Annotated in this window: 20 protein-coding genes and 1 pseudogene; 7 read left to right on the plus strand and 14 right to left on the minus strand. The window is 56.4% G+C overall.

Translation table 11 applies throughout. The annotated features are described in order from the left end of the window. Window positions 1-221 precede the first annotated feature (221 nt). Complete coding sequence (locus SADO_RS14710) at window positions 222-776, plus strand: DsrE family protein (protein ID WP_353112729.1); 555 nt, start codon at window positions 222-224, stop codon at window positions 774-776. 18 nt (window positions 777-794) lie between these two features. On the opposite strand, the pseudogene SADO_RS14715 reads toward SADO_RS14710, so the two are convergent. Next, a pseudogene (locus SADO_RS14715) lies at window positions 795-1286 on the minus strand (Dps family protein). Window positions 1287-1348: 62 nt separating this feature from the next. Beyond that, on the minus strand, window positions 1349-2215 hold the full coding sequence (locus SADO_RS14720) for an MBL fold metallo-hydrolase (RefSeq protein WP_353112731.1): 867 nt from the start codon (window positions 2213-2215) through the stop codon (window positions 1349-1351). A gap of 120 nt (window positions 2216-2335) precedes the next feature. Here SADO_RS14720 and SADO_RS14725 point away from each other — a divergent pair, with 120 nt between their 5' ends. The 3 genes from SADO_RS14725 to SADO_RS14735 are packed head-to-tail and all read left to right on the plus strand — an operon-like array spanning window position 2336 to window position 4428. Then, window positions 2336-3565: an NAD(P)/FAD-dependent oxidoreductase gene (locus tag SADO_RS14725; protein WP_353112733.1), complete on the plus strand. Its 1230-nt coding sequence runs from the start codon at window positions 2336-2338 to the stop codon at window positions 3563-3565. A 4-nt stretch (window positions 3566-3569) separates the two neighbouring features. After that, complete coding sequence (locus tag SADO_RS14730; RefSeq protein ID WP_209065012.1) at window positions 3570-4004, plus strand: YeeE/YedE family protein; 435 nt, start codon at window positions 3570-3572, stop codon at window positions 4002-4004. A 4-nt stretch (window positions 4005-4008) separates the two neighbouring features. Beyond that, window positions 4009-4428 carry a DUF6691 family protein gene (locus SADO_RS14735; RefSeq protein WP_353112735.1) on the plus strand — a complete coding sequence of 140 codons (420 nt, stop codon included), beginning with the start codon at window positions 4009-4011 and terminating at the stop codon, window positions 4426-4428. Here the strand turns inward: SADO_RS14735 and SADO_RS14740 are convergent. The 7 genes from SADO_RS14740 to SADO_RS14770 all read right to left on the minus strand — a co-directional run bounded on the left by SADO_RS14740 (window position 4425) and on the right by SADO_RS14770 (window position 11103). Further along, entirely contained in the window at window positions 4425-4727 is a 303-nt protein-coding gene (locus SADO_RS14740) for a metal-sensing transcriptional repressor (RefSeq protein WP_353112737.1), read from the minus strand. The two genes, SADO_RS14735 and SADO_RS14740, sit on opposite strands and share 4 nt — an antisense overlap. A gap of 250 nt (window positions 4728-4977) precedes the next feature. Then, complete coding sequence (locus SADO_RS14745; RefSeq protein ID WP_353112739.1) at window positions 4978-8451, minus strand: P-loop NTPase fold protein; 3474 nt, start codon at window positions 8449-8451, stop codon at window positions 4978-4980. Between the two features lie 197 nt (window positions 8452-8648). Further along, a complete protein-coding gene (locus SADO_RS14750; RefSeq protein WP_353112741.1) occupies window positions 8649-8891 on the minus strand; it encodes a hypothetical protein in 243 nt (80 codons plus the stop codon). Between the two features lies 1 nt (window position 8892). Continuing rightward, the gene (locus SADO_RS14755) at window positions 8893-9132 is read right to left on the minus strand and encodes a hypothetical protein (RefSeq protein ID WP_353112743.1); all 240 of its coding nucleotides are present in this window, start codon (window positions 9130-9132) and stop codon (window positions 8893-8895) included. Window positions 9133-9429: 297 nt separating this feature from the next. Then, the gene (locus tag SADO_RS14760) at window positions 9430-10554 is read right to left on the minus strand and encodes a DUF4062 domain-containing protein (protein WP_353112745.1); all 1125 of its coding nucleotides are present in this window, start codon (window positions 10552-10554) and stop codon (window positions 9430-9432) included. A 35-nt stretch (window positions 10555-10589) separates the two neighbouring features. Further along, window positions 10590-10823: a DUF2188 domain-containing protein gene (locus SADO_RS14765; RefSeq protein ID WP_353112747.1), complete on the minus strand. Its 234-nt coding sequence runs from the start codon at window positions 10821-10823 to the stop codon at window positions 10590-10592. A gap of 16 nt (window positions 10824-10839) precedes the next feature. After that, window positions 10840-11103, minus strand: a complete 264-nt coding sequence (locus SADO_RS14770) for a DUF3892 domain-containing protein (RefSeq protein WP_353112749.1) — start codon at window positions 11101-11103, stop codon at window positions 10840-10842. Between the two features lie 117 nt (window positions 11104-11220). Here SADO_RS14770 and SADO_RS14775 point away from each other — a divergent pair, with 117 nt between their 5' ends. Further along, window positions 11221-12090, plus strand: coding sequence for a helix-turn-helix transcriptional regulator (locus SADO_RS14775; protein ID WP_353112751.1), 870 nt, complete (start codon window positions 11221-11223; stop codon window positions 12088-12090). 55 nt (window positions 12091-12145) lie between these two features. Here the strand turns inward: SADO_RS14775 and SADO_RS14780 are convergent, their stop codons facing one another. Both SADO_RS14780 and SADO_RS14785 read right to left on the minus strand, forming a co-directional pair. Next, window positions 12146-12415 (minus strand): hypothetical protein, encoded by a 270-nt coding sequence (locus tag SADO_RS14780; RefSeq protein ID WP_353112753.1) that lies wholly within the window; start codon window positions 12413-12415, stop codon window positions 12146-12148. A gap of 139 nt (window positions 12416-12554) precedes the next feature. Next, the gene (locus SADO_RS14785) at window positions 12555-13193 is read right to left on the minus strand and encodes a hypothetical protein (protein WP_353112755.1); all 639 of its coding nucleotides are present in this window, start codon (window positions 13191-13193) and stop codon (window positions 12555-12557) included. A gap of 632 nt (window positions 13194-13825) precedes the next feature. On the opposite strand from SADO_RS14785, the gene SADO_RS14790 reads away from it, so the two are divergent. Further along, window positions 13826-14287 (plus strand): Xre family toxin-antitoxin system antitoxin, encoded by a 462-nt coding sequence (locus SADO_RS14790; RefSeq protein WP_353112757.1) that lies wholly within the window; start codon window positions 13826-13828, stop codon window positions 14285-14287. A gap of 107 nt (window positions 14288-14394) precedes the next feature. On the opposite strand, the gene SADO_RS14795 is transcribed toward SADO_RS14790, so the two are convergent. From SADO_RS14795 to SADO_RS14805, 3 genes are all read right to left on the minus strand, one after another. Continuing rightward, window positions 14395-15075, minus strand: a complete 681-nt coding sequence (locus SADO_RS14795; protein ID WP_353112759.1) for an SOS response-associated peptidase — start codon at window positions 15073-15075, stop codon at window positions 14395-14397. A 277-nt stretch (window positions 15076-15352) separates the two neighbouring features. Beyond that, window positions 15353-16150, minus strand: coding sequence for a hypothetical protein (locus SADO_RS14800; RefSeq protein WP_353112761.1), 798 nt, complete (start codon window positions 16148-16150; stop codon window positions 15353-15355). Between the two features lie 8 nt (window positions 16151-16158). Next, window positions 16159-16614 (minus strand): hypothetical protein, encoded by a 456-nt coding sequence (locus tag SADO_RS14805; protein ID WP_353112763.1) that lies wholly within the window; start codon window positions 16612-16614, stop codon window positions 16159-16161. Window positions 16615-16808: 194 nt separating this feature from the next. Between SADO_RS14805 and SADO_RS14810 the strand changes: the two genes are divergently transcribed. Beyond that, window positions 16809-17318 (plus strand): hypothetical protein, encoded by a 510-nt coding sequence (locus tag SADO_RS14810; RefSeq protein ID WP_353112765.1) that lies wholly within the window; start codon window positions 16809-16811, stop codon window positions 17316-17318. Window positions 17319-17571 lie beyond the last annotated feature (253 nt).

Consider the following 17571-nt stretch of genomic DNA (forward strand, 5'->3'; position numbering starts at 1 on the left):
ACAGCGTCGGCTAAGCGCACCGCCATTCAAGCGCCTGAGCGCCGCGTAACGCTCGAACGACGGTTGGCCGGTCTGGATTGCGCGCGCGGCGCATGGGTTGCCCATTGCCGACGATACCCGACACATGCCCGGCTGACACCGACCCAAAGGCTTGGGGGCAGGGAATCGGACACGCCCAGCCTATTCTTTCAACCATTCCGTTACGCATAAAGGAGTTCGTTATGAACCCGATATTTCGCATGACTGTGATTACTTTCAGCTTGGTACTGGCTAGTGCTGCCCCCGCCGTGGCCGCAGGGGGCGACTGGCGGCATCCGGCCATCGAAAGCTATGGCGGCATCAAACCGCTCCCCGAAGCAGCCAATCAGCCCTCAGTCAAGGCCGAGCACAAAGCCGTATTCGATGTGACCAAAGCAGCGAAGAGCCCCGACCAGCTGAACCCGGGCTTGGAACGCGTCGCACGGGCCGTGAACGTGTTCGCATCGGCCGGCGTGCCCGCTGAAAAGCTCGACTTCGTGGTTGTGGTTCACGGGCCAGCGACACCCGGTATTCTGAACGACGCGCAATACAAGAAACAGTTCAGACAGGCCAACCCCAACACGTCGCTGATCGCCGCACTGAGCAAGGCGGGCGTCACCCTGCACGTATGTGGCCAGGCGCTCGCAAAGCATGCGTTCGATCAGTCATGGGTCAACAATGACGTCGATGTCGCGCTGTCTGCGCTCAGCGATCTGGTGATCTTTCAAAATCGCGGCTATGCGGTGGTGCCCCAGTAAGCCTGTTCGTGCTCTCCCCTAGCTAACCATCGGCCGCAACATCCAAGCCGTCTTCTCATGCTCGCGCATACGATCGGAGACAAGAGCCACCGAAGATTCGTCGTCGGCATGCGGCGCGCGTCGCAGTGCATCGCGCATATATTCACGACCTTCACATGTCCCGTAGCTATAACCTCGACCACACGGTCTGCATCGGGCACGTCTTCGGCCTCGGAGATCGAGCTCGAACTCGAGAACTGCCGTCATGTACCCGGCGCGACCTGATCGAGCGAGCGTATGCGCTCCGCGATCTCGTCCACGGCCGCAGCCAACTCCGTGTACTGCTCCTCGAACATAAGATGCAACTCACGAAAGCGCGGGCGGGTTACGTTCCAATGGACATTTTGCGTTTGCAGATACAACGTATAGCAATCAGTGAGCACTTTTTTTCAAACCTTCGCCGGCGCTTATGCGGCCTTCTTCCTCTATCCCGATGTTAATCGAGCTCCTATCGTTCTCCCCCTGCTGAATGAGTGGGTATGCGACTGGCGCCGGCTCTTCGGTGAGGAACGTTGCGCATTGCCTCGCTCTCTTTAGAAGGCGTTCACTGGGATCTTCAGGTACGCGATGCCGTTATTCTCCGGCGTAGGGAGGCGCCCTCCCCGCGTATTGATCTGAAGCGCGGCGAGCATGAGCGCGGGCAGCGGTAGTTCCGCATCACGCTTGTTTCGCAAGCCCGTATACGCGGATTCGTCCATGTTCTGCAGATGCGGGTTACGCTCCCGCTGTTCGCCCACCGTGGACTCCCAGCGCGGTTCTCGCCCATCCGGCATGTAGTCATGACCGGTGAAAAGGCGAGTCTCGTCCGGCAACTCAAGAATGGCCTGGATCGAGCGATAGAGTGTGGCTGCATCGCCGCCTGGGAAATCTGCTCGTGCGGTACCGAAGTCGGGCTGGAACAGCGTGTCGTGCACGAACGCGGCATCGCCGATCACGTAGGTGATCGAGGCCAGGGTATGACCCGGCGAATACATAACCCTCGCCTCAAGCTCGCCGACAGTGAACGTGTCGCCATCGCCAAAAAGCCGATCCCACTGGTGTCCGTCAGTTTTGAAGTCGTCACCGAAGTTGTAGATCTTCTTCCAGAGCTTTTGGACGTCGATGACGTGCTCGCCGATCGCGCGCGGCGCGTCGAAAAGCCCCTGAAGATAGATCGCTGCCGACAGATGGTCCGCATGCGGATGTGTGTCCAGAATCCAGTCGACCGTGAGCCCGCGCGACTGCACGAACGCCGCGATCTTATCGGCGGATTCCGTGCTCGTGCTCGCCGATTTCTCGTCGTAGTTCAGTACCGGGTCGATGATCGCACAGCGTTTGCTGACTTTATCGACACAGACGTACTGAACGCTGAAAGTCTTTTCGTCGAAGAATCCGACGACTTCCGGAGTGCCGCTCGCCATGGTTGTCTTCCTTCTAATCTGTGGAAACCAGGATTGCACCAACCTAAGAATCGGTTATTTGCAAATGCCTTCGGGTTCTATTATACCCTTAGGGGTATACGTAGCAAGACGGAGTAAATCATGTCGAGCAACACAAGCCATCATCGCGTCGTTGTCGCGGGCGGTGGTACAGCCGGGCTATCAGTCGCCGCCGCCCTACTGAGGCAATCGCCTCAACTTGATGTCGCTGTAATCGAGGCGAGCGACGCGCATTACTACCAGCCGGGCTGGACGCTCGTAGGTGGTGGCGACATGCAGGCCGAAGACACAAAGCGGCGCGAGGCAGAGGTTATGCCGGACAAGGCCCGCTGGATCCGGGCCACGATCAGCGCGTTCGCACCGGACGACAATCGCGTCGAGTTGGCCTCCGGCGAGTCGGTCACCTATGACTTTTTGGTAGTGGCACTAGGCCTCCAACTCGACTGGCAAGCCATTCAGGGTCTGTCCGAGACACTGGGGCGCAACGGCGTAACCTCGAACTATCGATACGACCTCGCACCCTATACCCACGAGTTGGCCCAATCGCTGACCGATGGCGCCAAGGCGTTGTTTACGCAGCCGGCTATGCCAATCAAGTGCGCCGGCGCGCCGCAGAAAGCGCTTTACTTGACCGCCGATACACTACGCAAACGTGGGATTTCGGCGGAGATCGGGTTCTATAATCAAGGCGGTGCGATGTTCGGGGTCCCCGCCTATGCGCGGGAGCTCGATAAAGTTATTGCTTCGTATGGAGCGACGCCCTATTTCAAACACAATCTGGTGGCCGTGGACGGTGAAAAGCACGAAGCCACCTTTTCGACTGACGATGGGCCAGTAACGCGTGCGTTTGACATGCTTCACGTCGTGCCGCCGCAGTCTGCGCCGGACGTTATCAAGGGAAGTCCACTCGCGGGCGACGCCGGCTGGGTCACCGTCGATAAGAACCGGCTCACGCATACCCGCTACGATAATGTGCTGGCTTTGGGTGACTGCACCGACACCCCTAATGCGAAGACCATGGCCGCCGTACGCCGCCAGTTCCCAGTCGTGGTCGCTGAACTGCGCGCGGCCCTGGGGGAATCGGCTAAAAAACGTACTTACGACGGTTACGGGGCGTGCCCACTCACGGTCGCGCATGGCAAGGTCATGCTGGCCGAATTCCGCTACGGTGGTCAAGTGGTCTCTAGTTTTCCACTGGATCCGCGGACCTCGCGGCGAATGTACTGGCCAATCAAAAGCCAATTTTTCCCGGCCTTGTACTGGCAGGTCATGCTCCGCGGACTGGACTGGCACTGGCCGAAACCCAAGCCACGCCCGGATCTAACGGAATAACTTCGTGTTCGACGTGTTTGATTTCACGCCGCTGACTGCGTCGGCCGGCGGTGCGCTTATCGGCGCGGCGGCGGCATTGCTATGGATCGGAACGGGCCGTATTGCTGGAATCTCCGGCCATTTGCACGGTGTCGTAAGGCGTCGCACGGACGACCGTATGCGGCGAGGTATGTTCCTGGTTGGCATAGTCGGCGGCGCTGTACTAATCGCCCTATTCAGCGCGAACGCCGTGCCGGAACGCACGAACTTTCCGACGCCTCTGCTCATAGCTGGCGGAGTGCTGGTTGGCATGGGCACACGATTAGGGTCAGGCTGCACCAGCGGCCACGGCGTGTGCGGAATTGGGCGCGGTTCGACGCGATCCATTGCTGCCACCCTTGTCTTCTTTATCTGCGGCGTGGTTACAGCGGTTATCACGCGACATCTTTTTACGGGCTGAGCGGATGCAGTACGTGATCACGCTAGCGTCCGGCCTGGTCTTTGGTATCGGGCTGACGATTTCTGGAATGGTGAACCCGGAGAAAGTGCTCGCTTTTCTGGATCCCGTCGGCCGGTGGGATCCGAGCCTTGCTCTGGTCATGGCCATGGCTCTCGCCGTATTCAGCCTTACGAATGCTTTCTTGGGAAAACGGATACGCCCGCTATTCGGGTCTACATTCCACCGACCCAGCTCGCTGACTATCGATCGACGATTACTATCGGGCGCCGCCCTCTTTGGAGTTGGCTGGGGGCTAGCAGGTTATTGCCCCGGACCGGCCTTGGCCGCCTTGGTATTCAACTTTCGAGAAGCCGCTATCTTTCTCCCCGCCATATTATTGGGCGGGTGGCTAGCCGATCGGTTTCTTTCGGGAACTCGTACCTAGCCGTAGCGTGACAATAGCTCCGTAGCGTACTTAAGACGCTCGCGCGCATCGGCCGCATCAAGCTTCTGGCAAGACAGCTCTCGCTCGATTACGCAGGACAGCATGTTATAGAAGGTCCGGTCGAGCGCTTTGCGGGCAGCGGTCATTTGAACCGCTACGTCCTCGCATTCGGCATCACGTTCCAGCATAGCCTGCAAGCCGCGAACTTGCCCCTCGACGCGTTTCAGACGCCGAATGAGTGCGGACTTGCTGGCCTCCCATTCCTGGTCGAGAGGAAGGATGTCGGCATTTTCGGACATTGCGTTTACTAGCTAGGAAATAAGCCTTACTAAATTATACATTGCCAGTCTACTTAGTGCGTCATATCTGAACTCAGTATCTCCCTGCGGTCCGACTTATTCCCCATAGCTGCGATGTAATTAGGGTCGCGATTGCATAGTGACGGGAGATACCCTCTCGGGTCTAATGCGGCGATTAGACCTCGGGTCGGTCGCCCGTTCGGCGTGCTGCTCAATAATCGGGGATAGCCGCGGCGCCTTTGATACTTACTCACGCATTAGAAAAATCAAGACCCAAAAGCTCAGCGATCATCTTCGCTCGTGCCCGAGTTTCCTCGGGTTGCTCCGACGTCATCTGCCCCTCAAGCAACTCATTAATCAGCTCGACGTCGGCACCGGCTGCACTACTCAAGACCGTCCGCCAATCCTCTTCACAAGCCCGAATTATATTCGATGATTCATGGTCATCTAAACTAATCAATGGACTAAGAAGCCGCGTTATCGCCACCCTGTTCGCCTGCGCCAAGGGCAGTTCGCGCAACGTATGAGCATAGCTAGTTAAAGCACGGCTGAGACCTTCGAGCGAAACCTGCTTGCCACTTAGACTTTCCAGCATTTCTAATTTTACGCTTTCACTAGTTGTACTGGGGAGTGCTCGCAAAAACACGTCGAACTCGCCGCTCGGCTCGACGTTCCCGGTCAAAACCTCCACGAAGTGATCTCGCAAAGGCCTCTGGAATTTTGAAGGAGCCAAGGTCAGACCACCCCGCGCAACTCTCACTCTCAACAGGTCCAAGCGCGGGTCCTCCCGTTCAAAAACCACCGCCCACTGCTCAGCATCCGTCTCGCGCAACCACCGATCAACGCCCTCAAGAACGTTCCGCCACGGCTCTTCCTTCTGAGCACTTAGGACACCAACGAAAGTCGGCGAAAGAGCGGCTACATCGAGACGTTTCCAATTGTCCTTCGGCCAAAGATCTACACACTTAGTGAGGAGCCCCTTAAGCGCCTCTGTACTCAATAGTCTTACGAGAAAGTCAAAATGCGCCACTAGCACATCCACAGTTGGAACAGCCTCTTTCCGATCCACCACGCGTATCACTACGCGTTGAAGCAATTCGTGTGCTCTTGTTGATGCCGCCTGAATGTACTCGGACAGCGTGTCGGTCAGAATGATCTGCGCCGCAAACATGTCAAGCGCGGCTTCGTTGCCAGAACCACTCTCTCTCCTACTAATCCAGTGCTTGATCTCATTTAAATCGCCCAACGGATGATTTTGAAGGTTTTTATCCGGTAGTTGCAGATCCTTGTGTATGAGTGTCACTAGAAACAACACTAACCCCTCTACGTGTGCTGTCTCTGTACCCGAGTCCCCTTCCTCCTCCTCAACTTCTACCGCATGCTTGAATAGAGCATAATCATCAACAAGGCTTTCGCAAATGCTAAACCTCTCCTGGCGATTCGCGGTGGTGTCCGCGTATAGAATAACCAAATTCTCTAGCTTGTACGCCAATGGCTTCGGACTTCCGCCTTGCGGTTTTCCCTTTAAATCGTCGGCCAAGATTCGAAAAAGCCTGTCTACGACGTCTTCGCCAATTTCCGAGCCTATCTGACCCCAAATACGGAAAAACTCGATGGGCTTTTGGACAACGTACGTCTCCAGCTGCACAGCGATCGCACTATGATCTAAAGTAAGATTCATCCTTTTGATGGTCATATCGTTAAGATCTGATGCGCATGCTGCTCCTAAGACGAAAGTTGTCCCTTCAGGAACGTCAATTTTAGTAAGCAGTTTTTCCACACTCTGGTCCCCTCGCTGATCAACTACGTCCAGCAACGTACGAACTACAGAGGCCCACTTTTCACCAACCTTGAAATCCCTATCCGTGCCCTCTGGCAAGGAGCGACGAAGCCAATTAGTTAGGCCGACGAACACTCCTGGGACATCATAATCTCGGCATAACAGAACCACTTTAAACACCAAATCGAATGTTTCTCGCCGAAAACGCGCTTGAGGCGCCAAACTCGATATGGCTTCAATCAGAGGCCGGACGCTGTCTCTTAAAACGGTTTCCGAGATATCAATTAGCGTCAGCCCGGCGACGGCATGTGAGAAACTAGTTACGGATTCAGCTGCCCACCGCCGAGAGCTCTCTTCGAAGACGATGTGAAGCATCGCATCGAAGCCGGGTGACTCCGCGAGGCTGGCTATCGCTTTTTTATCGTATTCAGTGAAAGCGCGTTCTATCTCTTTATCGAGCAATACCTGATAAGCGACGGAAGTTTCGACGTTATAAGCAAGCGCGGCCAGATACCTGTGTAAATCCGCGCAGTTGGCTTGGTCCTCATACCTGTGGCCAATCAAGCCCGGGCGCCGTAAATTGGCCGGATTACGCTCAATCTGCTCCTGGTGAACCACATAAACAGCGATCGCTTCCAAAGGTATGGTGCTTGCACGCTGAACCCAAAGCGCCGTAACTGAATTAATAAAGTCCACTAGTTGCCGAGGAGTTGAGGGAACCCCCTTGTCCTGAAGGTTAAGATCAAAAATACGGTATATTTTCCGGGCGGCCTCTACGCCAGCAAACCCCTTGGTCGCTATACCGATCTTCTCATGAAAAAATGCGGCAGCATCCGACAATACAGGTGGCGCAACGGTGAAAACCGCGTCAAACGATTTACGAAACACGTCTTGGCTTTCCAAACTATGCGCTGCCCTCTTTGCTGAGTCATTTAGCCCGATATCGCCTTCGGTGACATTTTGATCTGTAGGTCGATGCGCCTCCAGAACATGCTTCGCGTCGAACGGAATAATGACCGTTACTGCTTCTCTGAGCCTTTTAACATGGCTCTCACTTGTTACATATACGCTGCGTATTTCAGACCAGGCCTTTACAATCAGATCGGGCGGTAGCCGATCTACGTTATCGAAAACAATAATCAGGCGGTTTTCATTCTTTTGAATTTCCGAAACGATCTCGCGGAAGTGATGATCAAATTCGTACTTAGTCGGATCTTCTTCGCGAATATTTTGTGTAATACTCGTTGTTTCTGATTGCTTAGAAAACGGGAGCAAAGCACGGCCGAGCGCTTTCGCAAAGTGAGCTCTCGCCCAATATTTCCCACCGATTTTTGGCTCGTGAAAAAAGAAGTTGTAAACCACGGCAATAAAAACAAATATTGCCATAGCTGCCAATAAATAAATGGCGAAAAGCGAGGGCCGCGTGAAATTTAACTGGTTTTGGTCGCCAAGTATCGCCAAAGGACTTAACCATGAATAAATCACTGGCAGGGCCAGCAAAAAAATAAACAGCGCCATCCCATAAAAACCCGTAAGCTTTTGATTACTAGTTTTTATTTGTATTTTTCTATCACGAATTTGATCGCGTTTAGTATCCACAAAACGATCCATATGTGGAATATTACCCACCGTCCAATCGAGTAAATTCTCCAAAAAAACCCTTCGGAAATGGTCGTTATAATTCGCCCATAAATCGAAAGTAAACACAGCGAAATTTATTTTGGTTTTCCGAGTCCTAAGTTCTTTTTCTGCTATTTTAACGATAGTGGATTTACCCGCCCCCCATTTACCCTTCAGCCCAATTGATCGATTGTTCCCCTCAAAATCAATTATTGTGTCCGCTAGTGCCGATGCCGATCTAGTGTGTCCCCCACTAGCAAAGCTATCTTCTCCTTCCGGGTCATCGAGTAAAATAACGCGCTCGGTTTTATTTTTTTCGCTCATATAAACTGCTCTTAACGGCTAATAGGTAATCCCGCTATTTCGTTATAGGCCGGCCTGAATCCTGGTTGTGCGCGGAATTCTCACCGCCCCGTGAACCACACGGCTGGCCAGAGGTGACTCGTCGGGTCCAGGATTTCTGCCGAGGGCTTCCGCCAGACGATAATCGTTTTCGAAGCACTCGTCCTCGACGTAGTGGCTTAAATCCAAGAAGCGCGCCCCTTGGGTGCCGAACTTGGATGTCTTCTGGAAATATGTCGATTGGGGTTCGCCACAGAAGAAGTGGTGCCCCAACGTAGATTGCTATAGCCGCACTCCTTGATGCCATAACGAATGATCATCTTGATACGGTCGTCGAATCGATCCGGTGACTCACCGGCGACGCAGGTCTTGTCGACGCTGTCGCTCTCAAGATCGAAAGTGACATCGAATACGCTTTCCACGTCAGTAAGCGCCCGTACCGCCTTGCCTCGATACAGACCGATAGCGATGCGGACTGTAGGACCTGCCGGAAGGGTGGAAGTACACGCCGTAGCGCAGGTTCAAATCGAATCTGTCTCCGCAGGGCACGACCCGCATCGTATGCTTGCTCGTGTCGAAGAGATTTTCGTCGGCGCAGTAGGTCTGATAATCCTCCGCCCAGCCCTTCATCTCTGTTTCATGTTCGCTGAACAGAACTGTCATGGCTTGGCAGAGGTCCGCGAATGTCGGGCGTCGGGCACGGACTAGCGTGACGACGAAGCTCGTTGCTGTTGAAAAGTGAGGCCGATAGAGATGTCGGTACCGTCAAACAGCTCACTCAGGAGACTCTCGAGGCGCAAGGGCGAAAAGCTGTAGATACGAGACAGCAGCAACATCGTGTTGTTTGTAACAGTGTTCTCACGTCCCGAGTACCGTTGAGATAGCTGCGTCCTCGCCATGGTCGTTCCTTGGGTCTTTATTCAGTATCTGTAGCCAGCCGAATCCGCTCGATCGGCGCCCTTATCGCGCTTTTTTCCATTGTCGCCGATTCAACACGAGTAGGTCTTCGACGATCCGGCCCGCCTGAAGACGAAGAGCCGGCCTAGATCGGTCAACCGAAACGGCCTCGCGTCGACTATGGCCACCAAAACCATGCGTGATCGAATTCGGGCGGGCTGAATGCTCTTCGCGCGTGCGCCATGCAATACCATGAGACCCCTCTATGAAAGTTGCTACAGCCACATGCGAAAGTCGCTGCGTGGGATCCGCGTGATCCAGTAGCCAACTCGAATACGCAAGCGCAGCTGCGAGGCGCTCCTCGACAACCTCTTCTATGAGAGCTGGGAGCCCTCCGAACACAGCATCCGATCGCCGAGGATCTTCAAGAGGCACCCGTATAGAGATGGCGCCGTTTTCATCGATCGATACGCATCCCCCCGCTTCTTGCGAAAGCACGAGCCGGGATTGCTCGACCCGGGTCTCGGTCCCGGCTTTTCGATCAAGTAACCGTTCTTCGCCGAACAGTGCGCGTTGGTGTGACGCGTCTGCCAGGGCCGGGCTTTCGATTTCAACCGGACGCAGCACGGTTTGCACCGGACCCGGCACCACCGACAGACAAAGTAGCGGTGCTGGGCTGAGGCGATGCCGGTCAACCGGCTCCACCATCGCGATGGCGCAGTCGATCAGCTCTTGTGGATCAAGCGAGCCGACCGCTGTGGCGAGCTCATAGTCATGTAACGCTCGTACGATTTTTTGGCGGAGATCATCCGGCCTGTCAAAACCCAAACGCAGGTGACCGCTTGCCCATGACTGGACTTCCGATATGAAGTCCCTCTGTCGCAGCTCCCTTTCGACGCCTTCCTGTACAAAGGCCAGCACAGGCTTAGTTTCCCGTGCTTCACGATACTCTTCGTGGGTTGCTGACAAGCCGGACTGGTCTTGAAACGGCCCATAACGCTCGCCGAGCACAAGTATGACCACGTCGGCCTCACGTACACCACCGAGGCAAGCGATCTGCGGCGACGAGGGCTGCGCGCCAAAATCTTCCGCCATCACCGGCTCATGGCGCAGGGTTTCCACTGCCTCTCTCGCCGAGTGCCGAACCGACTCGAAGCCTGTGATCACTGAACTGATAAAGACTTTCATATCATCTACGCACCGCTCGACCGACCTTCCAACGCTTACCCCTTGGGCGGGAACGGATCGTTGCCATAGCTATCGCGCTCGCGAACCTGGCCATCTCGCCCATGCACGAGAAATTCCACGTGGTCTCGCTTAGCCACGGGACGCCCGGCGTCGATCGCTTGCTGTTGCGTCTCGTGGCGCCCGCTTACGCGCTCCGAGCCCGCGCGACGCGTGGCCCAGCCGCCATCGGGGTGTGGGACAACATGTACGTTTGCTTTCTTGTCAGCCATGGCTTGCTTCCTCTGGTTAGCAGTCCGGTAAATCGTCGAGATTGTTCTTGCTCGTGCTGTCGCGATCCGTACGCAAATACTTGCCGCTCGGACCGTCGACGACCCGAATCGCTGTTCGATCACCGCCGTTCCAGCGCACGAAGTAGCTGTGCGTATTGCTCTCGATATCGTTGATCGCGTCACGCTTCATACGCGGACTCCAGCTCTGCCCTGAATTGCAGAGCTTCGTGATATCGCCGTCGCGATCCTTGCCGGAACGTTTTACTTCTCGATCAGCCATTGCTCATCTCCTTGCGTCGCACTTAACCACTGCATCCGTTAAAACAGAATTCAGCGATTTTTAATATACTCCTAGTTATTCGATTCATCAAGAAACTAGACAAACAAAGGTTGCCACTTGAACGAACGTACTAATCCTCCTACCGCTGGCCGCTGGGGGCCTGAACGCCGATTGGCATTTATCGAGTTTCGCTTGCTCTGGGACGGCGAGATGAATCGATCCGACTTGGTCGATTTCTTTGGGATCTCGGCTCAACAGGCATCGGCCGATATACAGCAATACAAAGAGCGCGCACCGGGCAACCTGACCTATGATCGCAACGCTAAGCGGTATGTAAGGGGCGAGCATTTCGCGCCGGCACTGGTTTCTGATCGAGCGGAGGCCTATACGGAGGAGTTGCTTGGCCTCGGCACAACTACCGGCCACGATGGCTCAAGCTGGATTGGCTCGCCGCCGCCCTACGCGGCACTACCCTCGGCACGACGCAGCGTCGACCCCACAATCCTGCGAGTGCTCTTACAGGCGATTCGCCGCAACCACATGGTCGAGGTGGAATATCAATCCATGAACCGACCGAGCCCGACTACGCGGTGGTTGAGCCCGCATGCACTAGGCTACGACGGTCAGCGTTGGCACGTTCGGGCCTACTCTCATCGGCATGAGATGTTCCGCGACTATGTGATCGCTCGCATCGTCTCGACGGGCGCGCAAGAAACGTCAACGATCGATCCGGCCACAGATGCCGAATGGCATCAGACCATCACCGTTCGAATCGGGCCGCATGAAAAACTCTCTGACGGACAGAAGACCGCTATCGCATGGGAGTACGGGATGCGTGACGGTAGCGCTGAGATAACAGTCCGCGTCTCGATGGTTTTCTACCTATTAAGAATGCTGCGACTCGACAATGATGCAGGTAGCCGAAGTCCTGAGGCCCAGCAGATCGTACTTTTGAACCCGGAAGACATACCGGGCAATACCCAGTAAGAGCAAAGGCCGGAATGGCCAACTAGCGCCAGGGCGCGCCGCCCCAGCCAACGTCTCAACTCGGCTGACGACTGATCGACAGAACACTCGATTCATGGCTTTCCTCAACCGTCACGGCAAAACGGCGGATAGAGTCAGCTTCTGGCCAGAGACGCATGCGTTCGCTGAGGTCGTTCACACGTGCCTTTCCAAGAGCCTCCGCCTTGCGCCTAAGTTCGGCGAGCCGGCCTTGCTTTGCACGCGCACGTTGTTCGCGAGCCCGCCTCTCCTGCTGCAGCCGCTTTGCTTCAGCAATCGAGTACAGACGGATCATGAACTTGTTCAACCGGTTTTCGAGCAGCCTGCGGACATGGGCGGCGATTGCTTACAAGCAATAGTTCCATACTTCGGTGTCGAGTTCCGCCCCATTTCGGGGTGGGCCGGAGCGTACTAAGCACAAGGAGCCCGCGTGCGTGGGCTTCGGCTTAATCATAGCCCGTTCGTGAGACCTCAACCGTTTCGTAAGAAACGGCCGGCGGTGGCCCATAGACTTGATCGTTAATCCATTGCCCGTCGTATCGCTGGCCTTTGAACCACATTTGTTCAGGGCGCCAGAAGCAGATATCGCAGAGGAGAAAGCTAGCAGCCTCAGGAGTTAGAACCGGGGTTCTACCGCTATAAGCAAAGACGGTCGTGTTGCCACCTATGCTTTCAAAGGCATTATCTTGATCGAAGTCGCTTTCCTGCCATTCGCCCTTGAGATCCGGGTCCTCATAGAAGACGGCAGGCGACGGGCTAGCCCGCTTTTCGGCAAGGTACTCCTCGACGAGCTTCAAACATACGAGGTGCCACATGAGTTGGTCCTCGAGGAAGCCTTTCGATTTCTCGAATTCGAGCGCCTCCTTCACATCCATCGCAATTACGAAGCCCTCGGCCAAGGTCTGCTCGGCGGCTTCCGAAGCTCGCCGTATGAAATTAATCTCAGACCAGTTTTTAAAGCCGTCGCGACGCGCCAGTGCGTCTAGCGCCTTACTGTGCGAAAGCACGTCGGCACGAGCGAGCAACTTGGCTTCACGCCGATAGCCGCGCATGTTGCGCTCGGAAAGATAACGAGGATAGATCATTGCGAACTCCGTAAGGCCGTGACGGTGCCCACTGCCGCATAGCCGATGGATTAGCAATGACGGGTATTAGAGAAGGTGCAGACCGTCCTATGAGGTTCGCCGAGGTGGGCAGCTGGCCACGGTCAGCGGCACGAACCGAGTATGTCCGCAACGACGATAGGTTGTAAATAGTCAGTTACGAACACTCGAATGCGCGTTTGCATCGGTTATTCACTCCTCCTCTGGCATATATTGCGTCAATCGCTCGGGTGGCGGCGCGGCGTTGCTCGACCATCCCCCACTATTGAGTAGCACACCGTTCTGGAGTCCAATCACCTGAAGCCTGGAGATTGCATGAATCGATCGCTTCTGCGTATTCCCGCGCCCATGCAAGCGATTGCATCAGATCGTCCGATGATTGATCGGCGAGTTCACCCAACGCATGACCTTCCTCAACCGCTGCAGCGAACCGGCGAACGGATGCAGCTTCTTGCCAGACACGCATTCGCTCGCTGAGACTATCGATCCGGGCCTTTTCAAGCGCTTCGGCCTTACGCTTGAGTTAAGAGCGCATACGCGGACTTTGTTCTACAGTGCAAAGCGACACCGAGACCACTAATACAGAATAAGAGCGGTAGGACGGGTGGTAAGTCATGAGCGCATACAGGGAGCTCCGACTAAACGAACAGGCCATCGATTTGCTGGGCAGAGAACGCCTTACTCAACTCTCAGCCCGAAAGCTTGGTCAACCGGCCATGGTTCGGGACATGGTTCTCAAGGGCCTGCTCGTCGAGAGCGCGCACTACGTGTGCGAGACCAGCGGCGTTCCGCGAAGACTATTCGACCAGGTTATTTCGCGCTCCACTCTCAGGTCGGCGTCCAAGCGTAAGTCGCAACGTCTATCGAAAAGAGCGTCAGAAGCACTTTTGCGGTTGGTCAGGACCATCGCCTTAGCGGAGGAAGTGTTCGGCGATCGTGAACGTGCGATTTTTTGGCTCACCACACCCAATCCCGTGTTCGAGGAAGAAGCTCCGATCACACTGGTCGATACGGAGAGCGGAACCGATTGGGTAGAGCAGACGCTCGTCCGTACGATGCACGGCGTCTGCGCATGAGCCGCCGGCCAAGTAAACGAGCGTGGCGGCCGCTGGCGCCGGTCTCGATATAACCTCCTATGTCGATGGGAGGTGCGCGATTCCGCATGCACACCTCCCGGTTGCCGCTAGAGATTGACCCTTTCGATCACCGCGAGATCATCGTTGGAAGGATTGCCGACTCGCGTTGGCACGGGCCAACTTTCATATGCCTGGTACCGACCGTCCGCGAGAATCTCGTGCAGGTGCTGATTGCTTGAGTGGTGGAGCCACGCTCGCGCTGCGTCGAAGGTTAGGGCCTGCGGCTGCCGGTTATGGATATGCGCGATATCGTCATTGGGCTCACCGGTCAGAATGGCGTAGGTCACTTGTCCGGCCGCCGGATGGTCAGCGGGCAGTCGAGCGGCCTTGCTCCATAGGCCGGCGAAGAAGAACGGCCCGCCTTTTTCGGGCCGAATCGCGAAGGGCTGTTTTCGGTCACCGTCGCGCTGCCATTCATACCACCAGTCGGCAGCGACCAGGCAGCGCTGGTGCGCGAACGACTTGGCGAAAAGTTTCTTGTCCGCGACCGTTTCCGACCGGGCATTGATCGGCGCAAGCTTGGTATCGGTCGCCCAGTTCGGGATGAATCCCCACCACGCGGGTCCGAGCTTGACCTCTCCCGTGTCGGGACTCTTCAGGGCGCATAGCTGAAACGTGCCAGGCGGTTGGTTGTATCCCGAGTCGCCCAGGGTCTTTTCGGAAACGACGGCGTCCACGATTCTCGCGAAGTCCGTCGGCGGGCTGGTTCGACCATAGCGTCCACACATGCGGCTAGTGTAGCCATGACACGAATACGTTCGATAGCTAAGCCGCCGCGCTTCTCCCTTCGAACGATCCGCTCAACGGGGTCATGTGCTGGTAGAGTTGATTTACGCCAATAGGCGATCCGAACAGGCCTAGCCTGGGCCCGGTGAAGGCCAGTGCCGTAACGCTCTTTATGAGTATTCGTCCAGGAGTTACCGCCGGGGTTTTATGTCGAGGACAGCAAGCGCGACATTTCGCCCCGGCGTGCGGCAACCAAGCACCATTGAGCTTTGCACAGATCTATTCGGATCCGCCGAACTCCAAAGTGCCGATATCCGGCCACTGGATCAAACGGTCGGCATAGCGTGTGAAGGTCGTCGCCGGTACAACACTCCGGAACCATTGCAGGCGATTGTATGCCGACACGGCGGCTTCGCCGTCCCCCGCCAGCACCCGGGGCGCCTCCGTCTCCACCCAGTCCTGCAGGATCACGTAGGCGTCGATGCCACGCTCGGCTAGATAAAACGTGGTCGACTGACCGGGTGCGTCGTAATCCCAGTCGATATGCCGCGGGGCGTGGTTGCTGCCGACCAGCGCGATAACGAGCCGGTCGTCGGTAACTAGGTCCGCGATGTGCTCGGCCATGACGAAGTCGCGGCCACCCGGATGATCGATTGACTGGGTCGGGATCGAGTCGATGGCATTGAGCTTCAGACAATCCTGATGCGCGAGCCTGGCCGTCGTCTGTAGCAAACGTCGCAAGCTCGGTGAGTCATGGATCGATGGCAGGCTCATCGAGCCGATTGCTTCGGGCTCGTTAGCGAGAGATCGCCACGTGTCGGCCTGGTCGACCGGAATCTCAAGTGCCAAGGTGACACACCGATCGTGGTGGAGCGCGCGACGAATCAAAGCCGACGTGAAGGCATGCGATTTTGGGCGCCGGTGGCTTTCGCCCACCATGAGCACCGGAGCCCCGAACGCCGGCTCGGGGATGTCAGCCACGACGTGGGCGACATCTGTTGATGTGTCCGCCTCAGCGGGATACGCAGCGTTCGCCAGTAATACGGCAAGACCGGTAACGGCGAGCCATCGATACATCGGCGGCCCTAGCGGCGCTGCCGCTCGATTTGCCGCCGAGCGCTTGGGTCCTTTTCCAAGATGTGTTGCGCCTCGTCGCTGTCCAGCGGCCAAGCACGTCGCGGCGCACCGCCGCTGGCTTGCTCGACGCCGTCGCTCAAACGAAAGCACACGACACCCCGCCCAGGCACTTTCGACTGTTGCATGGATTGCCGCGCGATCAGGAACGTCTCTTTCACTTGGCTGACCGTCATCGTCGTGAAGACGTGTAGTCGACCGTTGAGACGGCGGACCAGCACCTCATCGCCGGGATTGAGGCCGGCAAGCACGGAAACTGACTCAAGCATGGAAGACCTTTTCATCGCCATGAATACGGGTCGGAATAAGAAGTACGCGCTGTTTTCCCTGCAGAAATCGGCGTCACCGCGGTTTGCGTTTGCCGACTCGAAGACTAACCCCTGTCTCGATACGCGGTCGATCAGCACCAGCGACCTGAACGCTTCGCGAAAACGTCCGCACGCTAGGTCAGGGCCTCTGTGCGTGCATCGCAAGCGCGTTTACGTGGCCCGGCGTTTTGGCGATGCACGGCTTCTCCGCGTTGTCGACTAAGCGGCCACGGCAGACGAGGCATGCAACGGGATTTATAGAACGACCGCGGCGTTTAGCTACAGTAAAAAATATGAAGCCAGATACACGCTTCGATTTCGACGCACAGCTTGCGCGCTCCAGCCCCCGCCCTGAACGCATGAGTCCGGAAGAAAAGGCCAGACAGGAGAAACGGCATCGCGCGCTCGTCGCCGAATGGCGCAAGGACCCCGAGTGGGCGGCGGCCGAGAAGCAGCTCGGGGATGAGCGCTTCTACTTATCTGCCAGCGGTCTTGGAAAACTGGCTGGCAACGTGAGCGGGTCGACGGTTCATCGCTGGCATAGGGCGGGCAAAGTGGTTGGAGTGCCTTACCGCGGCCACGGCTATCGGTACCCAAGAGATCAGCTCGATGACACCAATCAGCTACCCGAGGGTCTCGGCCAGGTTATCGCGGAACTTGGCCACGGCAACTTCATCTGGGTATGGCTGACGACGCCACATGCCGGGCTTCGCGCTACCGCGCCACTCGATGCGCTCAAATCGGGCCGCATGGACCGCGTGCTGGCTGTGGCGAGCTCGGACGCAAGCGGGGCATTTTCTTAGGGGATCATGCCCATCGAAGCTCGTCTGCGGCTCTGGCACTAGGCCTTGACCGAGGCGACCTTGGGTCATGCAACACTTGCCGTCTGACTAGGCTATAAGCCCACGTCGCTACGAGCTATTCGGCTGCCGCGTCGCTCGTTATACCGCCAATTACAGATTTTGTATAACGGGTCGAATCGAGTAAATGCGACCGCCTTTACCCGAGGGTTGTGCATGCCATCGGCTGCACTTGCCGGTTGAGCATCGCCGCCAG

Origin of the sequence: Salinisphaera dokdonensis CL-ES53, assembly GCF_040361215.1 — a bacterium.
Classification (GTDB): domain Bacteria; phylum Pseudomonadota; class Gammaproteobacteria; order Nevskiales; family Salinisphaeraceae; genus Salinisphaera; species Salinisphaera dokdonensis.